General features: G+C 73.6%; 11 protein-coding genes. 3 read left to right on the forward strand and 8 right to left on the reverse strand.

Annotation, left to right across the window (positions count from 1 at the left end):
- From ACIBK8_RS15190 to ACIBK8_RS15200, 3 genes are read left to right on the forward strand one after another with little or no spacing between them, the layout of a single operon-like run.
- Positions 1-231, forward strand: coding sequence for a phosphopantetheine-binding protein (locus ACIBK8_RS15190; protein ID WP_393687932.1), 231 nt, complete (start codon positions 1-3; stop codon positions 229-231).
- Positions 228-4,154, forward strand: coding sequence for an amino acid adenylation domain-containing protein (locus ACIBK8_RS15195; protein ID WP_399042248.1), 3,927 nt, complete (start codon positions 228-230; stop codon positions 4,152-4,154). The genes ACIBK8_RS15190 and ACIBK8_RS15195 overlap by 4 nt, the downstream gene beginning before the upstream one ends.
- Positions 4,151-4,336, forward strand: coding sequence for an MbtH family NRPS accessory protein (locus tag ACIBK8_RS15200; protein WP_399042249.1), 186 nt, complete (start codon positions 4,151-4,153; stop codon positions 4,334-4,336). Before ACIBK8_RS15195 ends, ACIBK8_RS15200 begins: the two co-directional genes overlap by 4 nt.
- A 76-nt stretch (positions 4,337-4,412) precedes the next feature.
- On the opposite strand, the gene ACIBK8_RS15205 is transcribed toward ACIBK8_RS15200, so the two are convergent.
- The 8 genes from ACIBK8_RS15205 to ACIBK8_RS15240 all read right to left on the reverse strand — a co-directional run bounded on the left by ACIBK8_RS15205 (position 4,413) and on the right by ACIBK8_RS15240 (position 14,300).
- Entirely contained in the window at positions 4,413-4,763 is a 351-nt protein-coding gene (locus ACIBK8_RS15205) for a DUF4333 domain-containing protein (protein WP_399042251.1), read from the reverse strand.
- Between the two features lie 198 nt (positions 4,764-4,961).
- Positions 4,962-6,020, reverse strand: coding sequence for a FecCD family ABC transporter permease (locus ACIBK8_RS15210; protein WP_399042252.1), 1,059 nt, complete (start codon positions 6,018-6,020; stop codon positions 4,962-4,964).
- Positions 6,017-7,066, reverse strand: a complete 1,050-nt coding sequence (locus tag ACIBK8_RS15215) for a FecCD family ABC transporter permease (RefSeq protein ID WP_399042253.1) — start codon at positions 7,064-7,066, stop codon at positions 6,017-6,019. The genes ACIBK8_RS15210 and ACIBK8_RS15215 overlap by 4 nt, the downstream gene beginning before the upstream one ends.
- Positions 7,063-7,671 (reverse strand): dTDP-4-dehydrorhamnose 3,5-epimerase, encoded by a 609-nt coding sequence (gene rfbC / locus ACIBK8_RS15220; protein ID WP_399042254.1) that lies wholly within the window; start codon positions 7,669-7,671, stop codon positions 7,063-7,065. The genes ACIBK8_RS15215 and rfbC overlap by 4 nt, the downstream gene beginning before the upstream one ends.
- Positions 7,659-8,603 carry a dTDP-4-dehydrorhamnose reductase gene (rfbD, locus tag ACIBK8_RS15225; RefSeq protein WP_399042386.1) on the reverse strand — a complete coding sequence of 315 codons (945 nt, stop codon included), beginning with the start codon at positions 8,601-8,603 and terminating at the stop codon, positions 7,659-7,661. Before rfbD ends, rfbC begins: the two co-directional genes overlap by 13 nt.
- Positions 8,600-9,550 (reverse strand): dTDP-glucose 4,6-dehydratase, encoded by a 951-nt coding sequence (rfbB, locus tag ACIBK8_RS15230; protein WP_399042255.1) that lies wholly within the window; start codon positions 9,548-9,550, stop codon positions 8,600-8,602. The genes rfbD and rfbB overlap by 4 nt, the downstream gene beginning before the upstream one ends.
- Before the next feature lie 23 nt (positions 9,551-9,573).
- Positions 9,574-10,641, reverse strand: a complete 1,068-nt coding sequence (locus tag ACIBK8_RS15235; RefSeq protein WP_399042256.1) for a glucose-1-phosphate thymidylyltransferase — start codon at positions 10,639-10,641, stop codon at positions 9,574-9,576.
- Entirely contained in the window at positions 10,638-14,300 is a 3,663-nt protein-coding gene (locus tag ACIBK8_RS15240; protein ID WP_399042257.1) for an ABC transporter ATP-binding protein, read from the reverse strand. The genes ACIBK8_RS15235 and ACIBK8_RS15240 overlap by 4 nt, the downstream gene beginning before the upstream one ends.
- Positions 14,301-14,397 lie beyond the last annotated feature (97 nt).

A 14,397-nucleotide genomic window follows, 5' to 3' on the forward strand; every position in this document is an offset into this window, starting at 1 on the left:
ATGGCGCTGACACTCCAGCAGATACGCGAGGACGTCGCCGACACGCTCGGCGAGGACCCGGCCGACGTCCCCGACGACGAGAACCTCGTGGACCTGGGCCTCGATTCGATCCGCATCATGACCCTCATCGGCCGCTGGCGCCGCGAACACGGCGTCGAGACGGCCTTCGTCGACCTCGCCGAACACCCGTCGATCGAGACCTGGGCGGCCGTCCTGGGGGTCACCTCGTGACCTGGGCCCCGGCCGCCCCACCCGAGGTGCGGAGCCTGCCGCTGACCGCCGCGCAGGCCGGTATGTGGTACGCGCAGCACCTCGACCCCGGCAGTCCCGCGCAGAACACCGCGGAGTGTCTGGAGATCCGCGGGCCGCTCGACCCGGTGCTCTTCGCCGAGGCGCTGCACCGCACCGTCGGCGAGACGGACGCGCTGCGCGTGCGCATCGAGGAAACCCCGGACGGGCCGCGGCAGTTCGCCATCGACATCGAGCCGCCGGGGCACGGCTTCCCGCTGTACGCGGCCGATCTGCGCGACCAGGGTGACCCGTCGGCAGTCGCCGGGTCCTGGATGCGGGACGATCTCGCGCGCCCCTTCGACCTCGCCGCCGGGCCGCTGTTCCGGCACGCGCTCTTCCAGGTCGGCGACGACCACTGGCTCTGGTACCAACGCGTCCACCACATCGTGCTCGACGGCTTCGGCTACGCCCTGGTGGCCCGGCGCGCCGCCGAGGTCTACCGCGCGCTCGCCGCCGGTGACACGCCGGGGCCCAGCCCGTTCGGCAGGCTCGGTGACCTCGTCGCCGATGACGCCGCCTACCGCGCGTCCGACGCGCGCGAGGCCGACCGCGCCCACTGGCGTGACACCTTCGCCGACCGCCCCGACGTGCCGGGCCTCGCCGGGCGCACCGCGCTGCCGCAGCGGACCTTCCTGCGGCAGACCGCCAGGATCGACACCGGACTCACCGGCAGGATCGAGAAGCTGGCCGACGAGATCCGCGCCACCTGGCCCGAAGTCCTCATGGCCGCCCAGGCGTTGTACGTCTCGCGCGCGACCGGCAGCGCCGGCGTCGTGCTCGGCGTGCCGATGATGGGCCGGATGGGCTCCGCGGCACTGCGCATCCCCGGCATGGTCATGAACGTCGTGCCGCTGCGGCTGCACGTCACCCCCGCGACGACCTTCGCCGAACTGACCCGGCAGGTCGTCCTCGGCGTCCGCGCCGCCCGCCGTCACCAGCGCTACCGCTACGAGGACATCCGCCGCGACCTGGGCCTGCTCGGCGAGGGCAGGGCGCTGGTCGGCCCGCTGGTCAACGTCATGCCCTTCGACTACGGGCCCGACTTCGCCGGCGCGCCGTCCGAGGCGCACAACCTCTCCGCCGGACCGGTCGAAGACCTGACCGTCAACGTCTACGACCGGGGCGACGGCGCCGGTCTCCGCATCGACCACGACGGCAACCCGGCGCTGTACGGGCAGGCGGAACTCGCCGCCCACCAGGAGCGGTTCCTGGAACTGCTGGGCCGGGTCGCGGACGGCGACCCGCACCGCCCCCTCGCGGCCCACGCGCTGCCGACCGCGGCCGAACACACCACGGTCATCGAGGAGTTCAACCGCACCGCACGCCCGCTGCCGCCGACCACGCTCATCGGGCCCATCGAGGCGCAGACCGCCCGCACCCCGGACGCGCCCGCGCTGGTGGACGGCGACCTGACCCTCAGCTACCGGCAGCTCGACGGGCGCGCCAACCGGCTCGCCCGGCATCTGGTCGGCCAGGGTGTCGGCCCCGGAACGGTCGTCGCGCTCGCCCTGCCCCGTTCGGCCGATCTGGTCGTGGCGCTGCTGGCCGTCCTCAAGGCGGGCGGTGCCTATCTGCCGCTCGACCCGGACTACCCGGCACAGCGGCTGCGGTACATGACCGAGGACGCCGCGCCAGTCTGCGCGGTGACCGACGTGCCCGGACGGCTGCCGGACACCGGCCTGCCGCAGGTCGTCATCGAAGGGCTCGACCTGTCGGGCCACCCGGACCTCACCCCGCCGCGCGCGCTGACGCCGCAGCACCCGGCGTACGTCATCTACACCTCGGGGTCGACCGGTAAGCCCAAGGGTGTCGTGGTCCCGCACTCCGCGATCGACAACCGGCTGCGCTGGATGCAGGACACCTACCGGCTGGGCGCCGGTGACCGGGTGCTCCAGAAGACGCCCTCCGGGTTCGACGTGTCCGTCTGGGAGTTCTTCTGGCCGCTGCGGGAGGGCGCCACCCTGGTGCTCGCCGCGCCCGGCGGCCACAAGGACCCGGCGTACCTGGCCCGCCTCATCCGCGAACAGGCCGTCACCACCTGCCACTTCGTGCCGTCGATGCTCCAGGTGTTCCTCGCCGAGCCGGACGCCGCCGGGTGCACCGGGCTGCGGCGGGTCTTCTGCAGCGGCGAGGCGCTGGCCCGCGAGACGGCGCAGGAGTTCGCCCGGGTACTGCCCGGTGTGCCGCTGCACAACCTCTACGGGCCGACCGAGGCGGCCGTCGACGTGACGTACCACGCCTGCCGGCCGGACGACCAGGGGCCGGTGCCGATCGGGCGGCCGGTGTGGAACACCCGGCTGTACGTCCTGGACGCGGCACTCGCGCCGTGCCCGCCCGGCATCGCCGGTGAGCTGTACCTCGCGGGCGACCAGCTCGCCACCGGCTACCTCGGCCGCCCCGCGCTCACCGCGACCCGCTTCGTGGCCGACCCGTACGGCCCGCCCGGCACCCGGATGTACCGCACCGGCGACCTGGCCCGGTGGACGGCGGACGGCGAGGTCGCGTACCTGGGGCGCACCGACCACCAGGTCAAGCTGCGGGGGCTGCGCATCGAACTGGGCGAGATCGAGGCCGCGTTGAGCGCCGACCCCGCGGTGTCCGCCGCCTGCGCGCTGGTCCGCGAGGACCGGCCAGGCGATCAGCGGCTGGTCGGCTACGTGACCGCGGCGGACGGCCAGGACCCCGACCCCGACGCGCTGCGCCGACGGCTGGCCGCCGCGCTGCCCGACCACATGGTGCCCGGCGCCTTCGTGGTCGTCGACGGTTTCCCGCTCAGCCCGAACGGCAAGCTGGACCGTGCCGCGCTGCCCGCGCCGGAGAGTGCGGCGGGCGGCGGACGGGCGCCGCGCAGCCATCAGGAAGAGACCCTGGCGCGGCTGTTCGCCGACGTGCTCGGCCTGCCGTCGGTCGGCGTGGACGACGCGTTCTTCGACCTGGGCGGCACCTCGCTGCTCGCGGCGCGGCTGGTCACCCGGGTGCGGGCGGCGCTGGGCACGGAGCTGACCATCGGCACCGTGTTCCGGGCGCCGACACCCGCCGCGCTCGCCACCGCGCTGGGGGCGGGCGACGGCGGCGTGGACGACGCCCTGGGGGTGCTGCTGCCGCTGCGCGCCCACGGGGACCGCACCCCGCTGTTCGTACTGCATCCGGCGGGCGGCATCAGCTGGTGCTACTCCGGCCTGCTCGCCCGGCTCGGGCCGCGCCAGCCGGTCCACGGCCTGCAGGCCCGCGGTCTCGCCCGTGACGAGGAACTGCCCGCGACGATGGAGGAGATGGCCGCCGACTACGTCGCGCAGATCCGCCGGGTGCAGCCGGATGGCCCCTACCGGCTGCTCGGCTGGTCGGTCGGCGGGGTGCTCGCGCACACCGTCGCGGTACTCCTCCAGGAGGCGGGCGCCCGCGTCGAGTTGCTGGCCCTGCTGGACGCCTACCCTTCGGACCAGTGGCGCGATCAGGCCGTGCCCGACGAGACGGACGCGCTGACCGCGCTGCTGCGGATGGCGGGATTCGAGCGGGGCGGTGAGCTGACCCGCGCGAACGTGCTCGCCACCCTGCAACGCGAGGGCAGTGCCCTGGCGGGTCTTTCCGAGCGCACCCTGTCGGCGGTCGTGGACATCGTGATCAACAATGCCCGGCTGATGCGGGCGCACGACCACCGCGTCTTCGACGGCGATGTGCTGTTCTTCACCGCGGCGGCGCCGCGCGCCGAGGACTGGCTGACCCCCGACGCCTGGCAGCCGTACGTCGACGGTGCCCTTCAGCTGCACGACATCGACTGCCTGCATCCGCAGATGACCCAGGCACCCCATCTGGATGAGATCGCGGCGCGGCTCGCCGCCAGGCTTGAGGAGTTGGACGGATGACCCGCAGCTCGCCCTTCGACCCGACGGAATCCGACGCCGCCACCCATCTGGTGCTGGCCAACGCCCTGGGCGAACAGTCCCTGTGGCCGTGTCCCGTCGCGGTGCCGGCCGGCTGGGCCGCCGAGTACGGACCCGCCTCGTACGCCGCGTGCCTGCGGTTCGTGGAGGCCGGCCGCGGTTGAGGAACCGGGCGCTGTCCGGCCGGTCTCGGGGGGCCGGCCGGGCAGCGCTCTTCTTTCCGCCTGTCTTCCGCTCCCGCTACTCGCTCTTCCTCTGCACGGCGAAGCCGAGGTTCACCTCGTCGCCGTCCACTCCGGACACCTCCACCGTCATCGACTTGCGCACACCGTCGAAGACGGCGGTGCACCGCACGCTGTCCCCCATTTCGGCGTGCAGGCCGCGCGGGCAGCTCACCGAGTCCGGTGCGTCCCCGGAGAGGGGGCGGCCGAAGTCGTCCTCGGCGTGTTCCTCCACCTTGTCGCGCGGCACCACGTGCCCGGCTCCGCTCGCGGTGGCGACCGCACCGTCGCCCGTCATGTTCCACCAGACGCTCACCGCGCCGGCCGCCACTACGGCGGCCACGGCCAGGGCGATGACGATGCGCTTCATGCGATGCTCCTCGAATCCCGTTCCGGCCGGTCCCTCCCGGCTGCTGTCCGTCAACCCCTCGTCCCCCTCGCCCGGTTGACCGGACGAGGGGGACGAGGGAACACGGAGGGAGACGCAGGAGTGGATGGGAGGGTTCCGGGATACCCGCCCGTCAGGTGGCGGGGGCGGGCCGCCGCGCAGCCCGTCGGCGTACGCCTCCTACAGCCGTCCCGACCTGCGCTCCCGCAGCAGCAGCCAGGCCAGGTACACGCCGCCGGCCACGCCGGTCACCACACCCACCGGCAGGATCGCCGAACCGGAGATCCGCTGCGTGGCCCAGTCGGCTCCGGCGATCAGCACCGCCCCCATCCAGGCCGCGGGCAGCAGGTTGGGTCCTGCCGAGCGGGTCAGGCGCCGGGCCAGCTGCGGTGCGGCCAGGGCGATGAACGGGACGGGCCCGGCCGCGGCCACCGCCATCGCGGTCAGCCCGGTTCCGGCGGCCAGCAGCACCAGCCGGCTGCGTTCCGGCGCGATGCCGAGTGCGGCGGCCGTGTCGTCGCCCATCTCCAGCAGGGCCAGGCGCCGCGCGTACAGCACGACGACCGGGACCAGGGCGACGAGTCCCAGGGCGGCGACGGACACATCGCTCCAGCCGCGGCCGTTGAGCGAACCGATCATCCAGGTGGCGGCCTGCGCCGCCTTGCCGATCTCCGCGCGGACGTAGAGGAAACTGGTGGCCGCGCCCAGCACGGCCGACGCGCCGATGCCGACCAGGACGAGCCGGTAGCCGTGCACCCCGCGCTTCCAGGCCAGCAGGTAGACAGCCGCGGCCGTCGCGAGGCCGCCGCAGACCGCTCCCAGCGCGGTCTGCGGTGCGCCGGCGTCCAGGATGATGATGGCGACCAGCGCGCCGGCCGACGCGCCGTTGCCGAAGCCGATGATGTCCGGGCTGCCCAGCGGGTTGCGGGACAGCGACTGGAACACCGCGCCCGCCGTCCCCATGGCGAAGCCGACCAGCAGTCCGTCGAGCGCCCGCGGCAGCCGCAGGTCGAGCACGATGAAGCGGGCGCCCGGCGGCCCGTCGCCGACCAGGGTCCGCAGCACGTCCCAGGGGCCGAGCGCGTAGCGTCCGGTGCCGATGGACAGGACGGTGACCACGGCGGCCAGGAGCGCCAGGATCGTGCAGACCAGCAGGGTGCGCCGGTCGAAGCGGAGCGAGCGGCCCGAGCCGGTGCGCACGTGGTCGCGGGCGACCGTGACGTTTTTGAGCAGGGTCACAGCTGGGCCACCTTCCGCTGCCTGACCAGGTGGATGAAGAGGAGTCCGCCGAAGAAGGCGGTGACGATGCCCACTTCGATCTCCGAAGGCGGTACCACGACCCGGCCGACCACGTCGGACGCGAGCATCAGGACCGGTGCGTACACCGCGCAGGCGGGGAACATCCAGCGGGGGTCGGGTCCGGTGAAGGCCCGTACGGCGTGCGGGATCATCAGGCCGATGAAGCCGATCGGCCCGCACACGGCGGTCGCGGCGCCGCACAGCAGGGTGATGGCGGCGATGGCCAGCACCCGGGTACGGGCCACGTTGGCGCCCAGCGCCTTGGCGGAGTCGTCGCCGAGTGACAGCGCGCCGAGCGGCCGGGCGACGAGCATCGCGAGCAGCGCCCCGGCCAGCAGCACCGGCAGCGCCTTGACCAGCAGCCCGGCGTCCCGTCCCGCGAGGGTGCCGACGGCCCAGTGCCGCATGGTGTCCAGCGCGCTCATGTCGACCATCTGGAGGCCGTTGACGTAGCCGAACAGCGCGGCGTTGACGGCGGTACCCGCCAGCGCGAGCCGGACCGGGGTGGCGGCGCGGCTGCCGCCGAGCATGTTGACCAGGACGGCGGCGAGCGCCGCGCCGGCCAGCGCGCACCACAGGTAGATGTCGAAGGACCGCACCCCGAACAGGCTGATCGCGGTGACCACGGCGGCCGAAGCCCCCGCGTTCACGCCCAGCAGCCCGGGGTCGGCCAGCGGGTTGCGGGTCAGCGTCTGCATGACCGCGCCGGCGACGCCGAGCGCGGCGCCCACCGCGATGCCGATCAGGGTGCGGGGCAGCCGCAGCCTGCGGATGATCGCGTCGTTCTCGGTGCCCGACGGGTCGAACAGGCCCGTCCAGACGTCGTGCAGCGGGATCTGCTTGCTGCCGATGGCCAGGCTCGCGGCGGCCACCGCGATCAGCAGCAGCACTCCGACGAGCAGCCCGCCGGCGCGCAGCGAGGTGCGCCGGCGGGTGGGGTTCACGTCCCGGTCGGTGGTGCCGGGCAGGTCGGTCGTCGTGGTCATGCGGTGCGTTCCGCCCCGGGCAGGGCGCCGCGCAGGCGCAGGCAGTCGTCGTACGACGGCAGAATGCCCTGCTGTTCGGCCTCCCGGAGGGACGGTGCGGCGGCGTCCTTGGGTGACAGCAGCGGTGTGGTGTCCTGCGGCCAGTCGATGGCGAGGTCCGCGTCGAAGGGGTCGACGGCGTGTTCGCGCAGCGGCTGGTAGCCGGTGGAGCACAGGTAGACGACGGTGGCGTCGTCGGTCAGGGCGCAGAAGCCGTGGCCGAGTCCTTCGGCCAGGTACAGGGCGGTGCCTTCGGCGGCGTCCAGGCGTACCGCCTCCCAGGTGCCGTAGGTGGGCGAGCCGCGGCGCAGGTCGACGACGACGTCGAGGACCGCGCCGCGCACGCAGCTGACGTATTTGGCCTGTCCCGGCGGCACGTCGGTGAAGTGGATGCCGCGCACGGTGCCCTTGCGGGAGACGGAGCAGTTGGCCTGGGCGGGTCTGGGCGGGTGGCCGACGGCCTCGCCGAACTCGTCGGCGCGCAGCCACTCGTGGAAGCTGCCCCGCTCGTCGTGGTGGACGGCGGGTGTGCGCACCCAGGCGCCTTCGATGCTCAACGGGCGCATCGGGCCCCCCTTTCGGACGCGGGCCGGTGGGCGCCCGCGGAATCGGTTGCGGAATCGGACGGGGTAGGTGCGGGGGGCGGGTCGGCGAGGGCTTCGGCCAGTGCGGTCCGCCAGGGGCGGGGCGGGGTGAGTCCGGCCTGCTCCCAGCGTGCGTGGCCCAGGACGCTGAACGCGGGCCGGGGTGCGGGACGTTGGAGTTCGGTGCTGGGCATCGGCCTGACCAGTTCCTCGTCGGCTCCGGTCAGCCGGAAGACCTCCCTGGCCAGGCCGAACCAGGTGGTGCGGCCCGCGGCCGTGGCGTGGAAGACGCCGGCGGCGCGGTCGGCCGGCAGGCGGCCCAGGGCGAGCAGCCGGCCGGCGACGTCGCGGGCCCAGGTGGGCTGTCCGTGCTGGTCGTCGACGACCCGCATGCCCTCGCCCGCCGCCGCCTTGCGGGCCGCGGTGGTCACGAAGTTGCGGCCGTGCCCTGCGTAGAGCCAGGCGGTGCGCACCACCGTGCCCAGGTGCGGGAGTTCGGCGCGCACGGCCTGTTCGCCGGCGAGTTTGCCGCGGCCGTAGGCGGTGCGGGGTGCGGGCTGCGCGTCCTCGGCGTAGGGCGTGTCGGCGTCGCCCGCGAAGACGTAGTCGGTGGACAGGTGCAGCAGGCGGGCGCGGACGCCGCCGCAGGCGCGGGCGAGGGTGCGGACCGCGTCGCCGTTGACGGCCCGCGCGGCGGCTTCGGCGCTCTCGGCGCCGTCGACGTCGGTCCAGGCGGCGCAGTTGACGACGACGGCGGGCCGGGCGCAGCGCAGGGCGCGGCGTACCGCGTCGGGGCTGGTCAGGTCGAGGTCGGCGCGGGTGAGCGGCAGGACGGGCTGCCCGGTGCGGCGCAGCAGGGCGGTGACTTCCCTGCCGAGCATGCCGTCGGCGCCGGTGATCAGCCAGCCGGTCACCGCTGCCACCAGTCCTGGTGGGTGCGGTACCAGTCGACGGTTTCGGCGAGGCCCGCGTCGAAGGTGTGCTGCGGCCGGTAGCCCAACTCGGTGCGGATCTTGGTCCAGTCGACGGAGTACCGCTGGTCGTGGCCCTTGCGGTCGGTGACGTGCTCGACGCGGTCCCAGGAAGCGCCGCAGGCGTCGAGCAGCCGGCCGGTCAGTTCGGTGTTGGTCAGTTCGGTGCCGCCGCCGATGTTGTAGATCTCGCCCGGCCGTCCGCCGTCGAGCACCAGGCGCAGGGCGCGGCAGTGGTCGTCGACGTGCAGCCAGTCGCGGATGTTGCTGCCGTCGCCGTAGAGCGGGACGGTCCTGCCTTGCAGGAGCCGGGTGGTGAACAGCGGGATGACCTTTTCCGGGTGCTGGAACGGGCCGTAGTTGTTGGAGCAGCGGGTGACGCGGACGTCCAGGCCGTGGGTGCGGTGGTAGGCGAGGGCCAGGAGGTCGGAGCCCGCCTTGGAGGCGGCGTAGGGCGAGTTGGGCGCCGGCGGTTCGGTCTCCGTCCAGGAGCCGTGGGCGACGGAGCCGTAGACCTCGTCGGTGGAGACGTGCACGAAGCGCTGGACGCCGGCGGCGACGGCGGATTCCAGGAGGGTCTGGGTGCCCAGGACGTTGGTGGAGGTGAATTCCGTGCCGGAGTCGATGGACCGGTCGACGTGGGATTCGGCGGCGAAGTGCACCACCGCGTCGTGGTGCTGCAGCAGCGCGTCGACCAGTGCGCGGTCCCTGATGTCGCCGTGCACGAAGTCGAGGCAGGGGTGGCCGAGTACGGGGGCGAGGTTGGCGATGTTGCCCGCGTAGGTGAGGGCGTCGAGCACGGTGACCGCGGAGGTACGGGCGGGGCCGAGCAGGGTGCGGACGAAGTGGGAGCCGATGAAGCCGGCCCCGCCGGTGACGAGAAGGCGCATGTGGGGGCTTTCGCTTGGGGCGGTCAGGTGGTGAGCCGGACGTGGCTGTGGTCGCCGAGCACGAGGCGGTGGGCGCGCGGTGCCCGGTCGGCGCCGGTGACGCGGACGCCGCGGCCGATCAGGGAGCCCTCGATGCGTCCGGCGTGGGCGATGTGCGAGCCGCTGAGGACGATGGAGAACTCGACTTCGCTGCTGGTGATCACGCAGTCATCGGCCACCGATGTGGAGGGGCCAACGTAGGCGTCGGTGACGACGCTGCCGGCGCCGATGACGGCGGGGCCGACGATGCGGGAGCGGATCACCCGGGCGCCGGCCTCGACCCGTACCCGGCCGATGAGTTCGCTGTCCGCGTCGACGGTGCCGTCCCTGGCGGGGTCGACGTCCTCCAGGACGGAGCGGTTGACCTCCAGCATGTCGGTGACGTTGCCGGTGTCCTTCCAGTAGCCGCTGATGACGGTGGGGCTGACGGTGTGCCCTTGGTCGACGAGCCACTGGATGGCGTCGGTGATCTCCAGTTCGCCGCGGGCCGAGGGGCCGATGGCCCGTACCGCGTCGTGCACGGCGGGGGTGAAGAGGTACACGCCGACCAGTGCCAGGTCGCTGCGCGGCGCGGCGGGCTTCTCCTCCAGGCGCGTCACACGGCCTTCGGTGTCGAGTTCGGCGACGCCGAAGGCGGTGGGGTCGGCGACCTTGGTGAGCAGGATCCCGGCGTCGGGGCGGTCGGCGCGGAAGCCTTCGACGAGTTCGGTGATGCCGCCGACGATGAAGTTGTCGCCGAGGTACATCACGAAGTCGTCGTCGCCGAGCCAGTCGCGGGCGATGAGGACGGCGTGCGCGAGGCCCAGCGGGCGCTCCTGGGGCAGGTAGCTGATCTCGGCGCCGAAGCGGGTGCCGTCGCCGACCGCCGCCTCGATCTCGGGTGCGGTGTCGCCCGTGACGATGCCGATCTCGGTGATGCCTGCCGCGACCAGCGATTCGATGCCGTAGAAGAGCACCGGTTTGTTGGCGACGGGGACGAGCTGTTTGGCGGAGGTGTGGGTGATCGGCCGCAGTCTGCTGCCGGTGCCGCCTGCCAGGACGAGTGCCTTCACGGTTGGTTCACTCCCGTTGTGTGCGGGGCGTCGGTGGCGGCGCCCGCGGTGTAGTGCTGCCACAGTCCGGCGTAGCCGCCGCCGGCGGCGAGCAGCTGCTCGTGGGTGCCCTCTTCGGTGATGCGTCCGCCGTCGAGGACGACGATGCGGTCGGCGCGGGCGGCGGTGGCCAGCCGGTGGGCGACTACGACGGTGGTGCGGCGGCCAGCCGCCCGTTCCATGCCGCGGGCGACGGCCTCTTCGGTGGCCGGGTCGAGCGAGGCGGTGGCCTCGTCGAGGAGCAGCAGTCCGGGGTCGACGAGTTCGGCGCGGGCGAGGGCGATCAGCTGGCGCTGTCCGGCGGACAGCGACTGGCCGCGCTCGCCGACGGGCTGGCGGAAGCCGTGGGGCTGGGCGACGACGGTGTCCAGGGCACCGACCGCGCGGGCCGCGGCCTCCACCTCGGCGTCGGTGGCGTCCGGGCGTCCGTAGCGGATGTTGTCGGCGAGGTCGCCGGTGAACAGGTGGGCTTCCTGCGGGACGTAGCCGAGCAGCCTGCGGTAGCCGGCGGCGGGCCAGCGGCGGATGTCGGTGCCGTCGACGGTGATGTGTCCGGTGCCGGGGTCGTGGAACCGTGCCAGCAGTTTGATCACCGTCGACTTGCCCGCGCCGGTCGCGCCGACCAGGGCGACGGTCTCGCCGGGCGCCACGCGCAGCCCGGTGGGGTGGAGCGAGGGCCGGTCGGCGCCCGGGTAGGTGTGGGTGACGTCGTGCAGGACGATCTCGCCGGTCAGGCGGCCCGGCAGCGGCGCGGGTTCGTCGGGTTCGGCGACGGTGGACGGGATGCGGAGCAGTTCGACGGTGCGGCGCAGGCCGACGGATGCCTGCTGGTAGCTGTCAAAGGCCATGGACAGCTGCTGGACGGGGGCGAAGAACATCCCGAGGTAGAGCATGAAGGCGACCAGCACGCCGGGGCTCAGCGCGCCGGACGCGACCTGGCCCGCGCCGACCAGCAGGACCAGCGCGCGGGAGAGTTCGGCGCAGAGGTTGACGGCGGGGAAGTAGACGGACGCGTAGCGCTGGGCGCGCAGCCGGCTGGCGCGGTAGGCGTCGGAGAGCTTGTCGAAGTCCTGTGCCGAGCCTGCCGTGTTGGACTGGGCCTGGGCGGTGCGCAGGCCGCTGACGTTCTCCTGGAGGCTGGAGTTGACCTCGCCGATGCGGCGGCGTGCCTCGTCGTACGCGGCCGATGACAGCCGCCAGAAGACGGCGGTGGCGATGAGCAGGACCGGCAGCAGGGCCAGCGCGGCGAGGGCCAGCGGCGGGTGGACGGCGATCATCGCGCAGACCGCGCCGGTGACGGTGGCGAGCGAGGCGACGGAGGTGAGCAGTCCGGTCTGGAGGAAGGAGGCGAGCGCGTCGATGTCGTTGACGATGCGGGTCATGATCGCGCCGCCGCGTTCGCGTTCGTAGAAGTCCATGCCGAGCCGCTGGAGCTGGGCGAAGGCGCGGACCCGCAGGCCGAACAGGACGCGTTCGCCGGCCCGTCGGGTGATCCGGCCCTGGAGGGTGAAGGCGGCCCAGGCGATGGCCACCGCGAGGGCGGCCAGCAGGGCGGACACGGTCAGCGCGGTGCCGTCGTGGGCGCTCACGCCGTCGTCGAGGCCGCGGCGCACCAGCAGGGGCAGGGCGACCCCGGCTGCGGTGTCGACGGCGAGCAGGGCGAGGCCGAGCAGCAGCGGCAGCCGTACCGGGCGCAGCAGCCGGCGCAGCGAGATGTGCGGGTCGGGGGCGCGCAGCGGGCCGGGGGCGAGGTCCGGGTCGTGGTCGGGGGCGCCGGCCCGGCCCGCGGGGTCCTGGTCCTGTTGTTCGGGCCAGAGTTCGGGGGTGACGCCCTCGTCGGTGTGCTGCCGGGTGCGGGTGCGTTCGTCGACGGAGCCGCCGGTGCCGGCCAGCAGTTCGCGGAAGACGGCGCAGCGGGCGGTGAGTTCGTCCTGGGTTCCGCAGTCGACGAGGCGTCCGGAGTCGAGTACGGCGATGCGGTCGGCGAGGGCGAGGGTGGCGCGGCGGTGGGCGATCAGGACGGTGGTGCGGTCTTCGGCGACGGCGGCCAGGGTGGCCTGGACGGCGGCTTCGGTGGCCGGGTCGACGGCGGATGTGGCGTCGTCGAGCACCAGGACGCGCGGGGCGGACAGCAGGGCGCGGGCGAGGGCGATGCGCTGGCGCTGTCCGCCGGAGAGTGCGAGGCCGCGCTCGCCGGTCTCGGTGGCGTAGCCGTCGCGCAGTTCGCTGATGAAGGCGTGGGCGCCGGCGGCTTCGGCGGCGGCGCGTACCTCGTCGTCGGTGGCGTCGGGGTGGCCGTAGGCGATGTTGTCGCGGATCGAGCAGGAGAAGAGGAACGGGTCCTCGAAGAGGGTGCCGACGGCGGAGCGCAGCGAGGCGAGTTGGAGGCCGGTGAGGTCGGTGGCCGCCCCGGGTCTGCCGAGGCGGACGCTGCCTGACTGGGGGTCGTAGAAGCGGCTGAGCAGCAGCGAGACGGTGGACTTGCCGGATCCTGGCGGGCCGACGACGGCGAGGGTCTCGCCGGCCCGCACGGTCAGGGACAGCTCGCGCAGGACGGGGTCGCTGGGGGTGTAGCCGAACGTCACGTCGCGCAGTTCGATCTCCAGCGGCCCGTCGGGCACCGGCAGCGCGTCGGGTGCGTCGGTGACGTCGGGCCTGGCGTCGATGAGTTCGCCCACGCGTTCGGCGGCGGCGCGGGCCTGCTGGGCGGTGACGGTGAAGTTGGCGAGCAGCCGGGCGGGGCCTGCCAGCAGCGTCAGGTAGCCGGCGAAGGCGAGGAAGGTGCCGACGTCGATGCTGCCGCGCAGCGCGAGCCAGCCGCCGAACGCGAGGATGCCGACCTGTCCCGCGGCGGGCAGCGCGGCCATCGTGGCGGTGGCGGTGGCCTGGAGCCGGGAGACGGTGATGCGGTGGGCGAAGAGGCGGCGGGCGGCGGCGGTGAGCCGGTCCGTCTCGCGCTCCTCCTGGCCGAATCCCTTGACGACGCGGACGCCGGTGACGGTCTCTTCGACGTGTTCGGCGAGCGCGGCGGCCTGCGCCTGCGCGCCGCGGGTGGCCGGAACCAGGCGGGTGCGGCTGCGGGCCGCGGTGAACGCGAGGGTGGGGACGACGGTCAGTGCGACCAGGGTCAGCGGCGCGGACAGCCAGAGCATGGCGCAGGCCGACACCAGGAAGAGGGCGCCGACGCCGATCGGGATGGGGAGCATGCCGAGCAGGACCTGGACCTGTTGCAGGTCGCTGTTGGCGCGGGAGACGACCTGGCCGGTACGCAGGGCGTCCTGCTGGACACCGTCGTACTGCTGCACCGCGCCGAAGACCTGGGTGCGCAGCCGGTGCTGGACGGCGAGGGCGAGTTTGCCGGCGGCGAACCTGCGGGTGAACTCGGCCCCGAACTGGACGAGGGCGAGGGCGGCGAGCAGGGCGACGAGCGGGCCGATGCGGTCGGTGTGGCCTTGGACGGCGTCGTTCACCGCGAGGCCGGCGAGCAGCGGTCCGAAGGCTTCGAGCCCGGTGCCGAAGACGGAGCTGAGGAGGACGGCGGTCAGGAGCAGGGGGTGGCGGCGGCAGGCGGCGGCGAGCCTGCGTATCCAGCCGGGTGGCGTTGCTGATCCGGTAAGCACGAACTTAGCTTAGGCTAAGCTAAGTAGTGATTGTTCCGGGGTGGCCCGATTCCGTCGGACGAAACGGGCGAAATCCCGGCCACCCTCAGGCCGCGAA

The sequence above is a fragment of the Streptomyces sp. NPDC050161 genome, assembly GCF_044460025.1.
Classification (GTDB): domain Bacteria; phylum Actinomycetota; class Actinomycetes; order Streptomycetales; family Streptomycetaceae; genus Streptomyces.

Coding starts and splice junctions, on each gene's coding strand:
- rfbB (WP_399042255.1), bottom strand. CDS start 9,550: ATGCGCCTTCTCGTCACCGGCGGGGCCGGCTTCATCGGCTCCCACTTC.
- ACIBK8_RS15190 (WP_393687932.1), top strand. CDS start 1: ATGGCGCTGACACTCCAGCAGATACGCGAGGACGTCGCCGACACGCTC.
- ACIBK8_RS15200 (WP_399042249.1), top strand. CDS start 4,151: ATGACCCGCAGCTCGCCCTTCGACCCGACGGAATCCGACGCCGCCACC.
- ACIBK8_RS15205 (WP_399042251.1), bottom strand. CDS start 4,763: ATGAAGCGCATCGTCATCGCCCTGGCCGTGGCCGCCGTAGTGGCGGCC.
- ACIBK8_RS15215 (WP_399042253.1), bottom strand. CDS start 7,066: ATGACCACGACGACCGACCTGCCCGGCACCACCGACCGGGACGTGAAC.
- rfbC (WP_399042254.1), bottom strand. CDS start 7,671: ATGCGCCCGTTGAGCATCGAAGGCGCCTGGGTGCGCACACCCGCCGTC.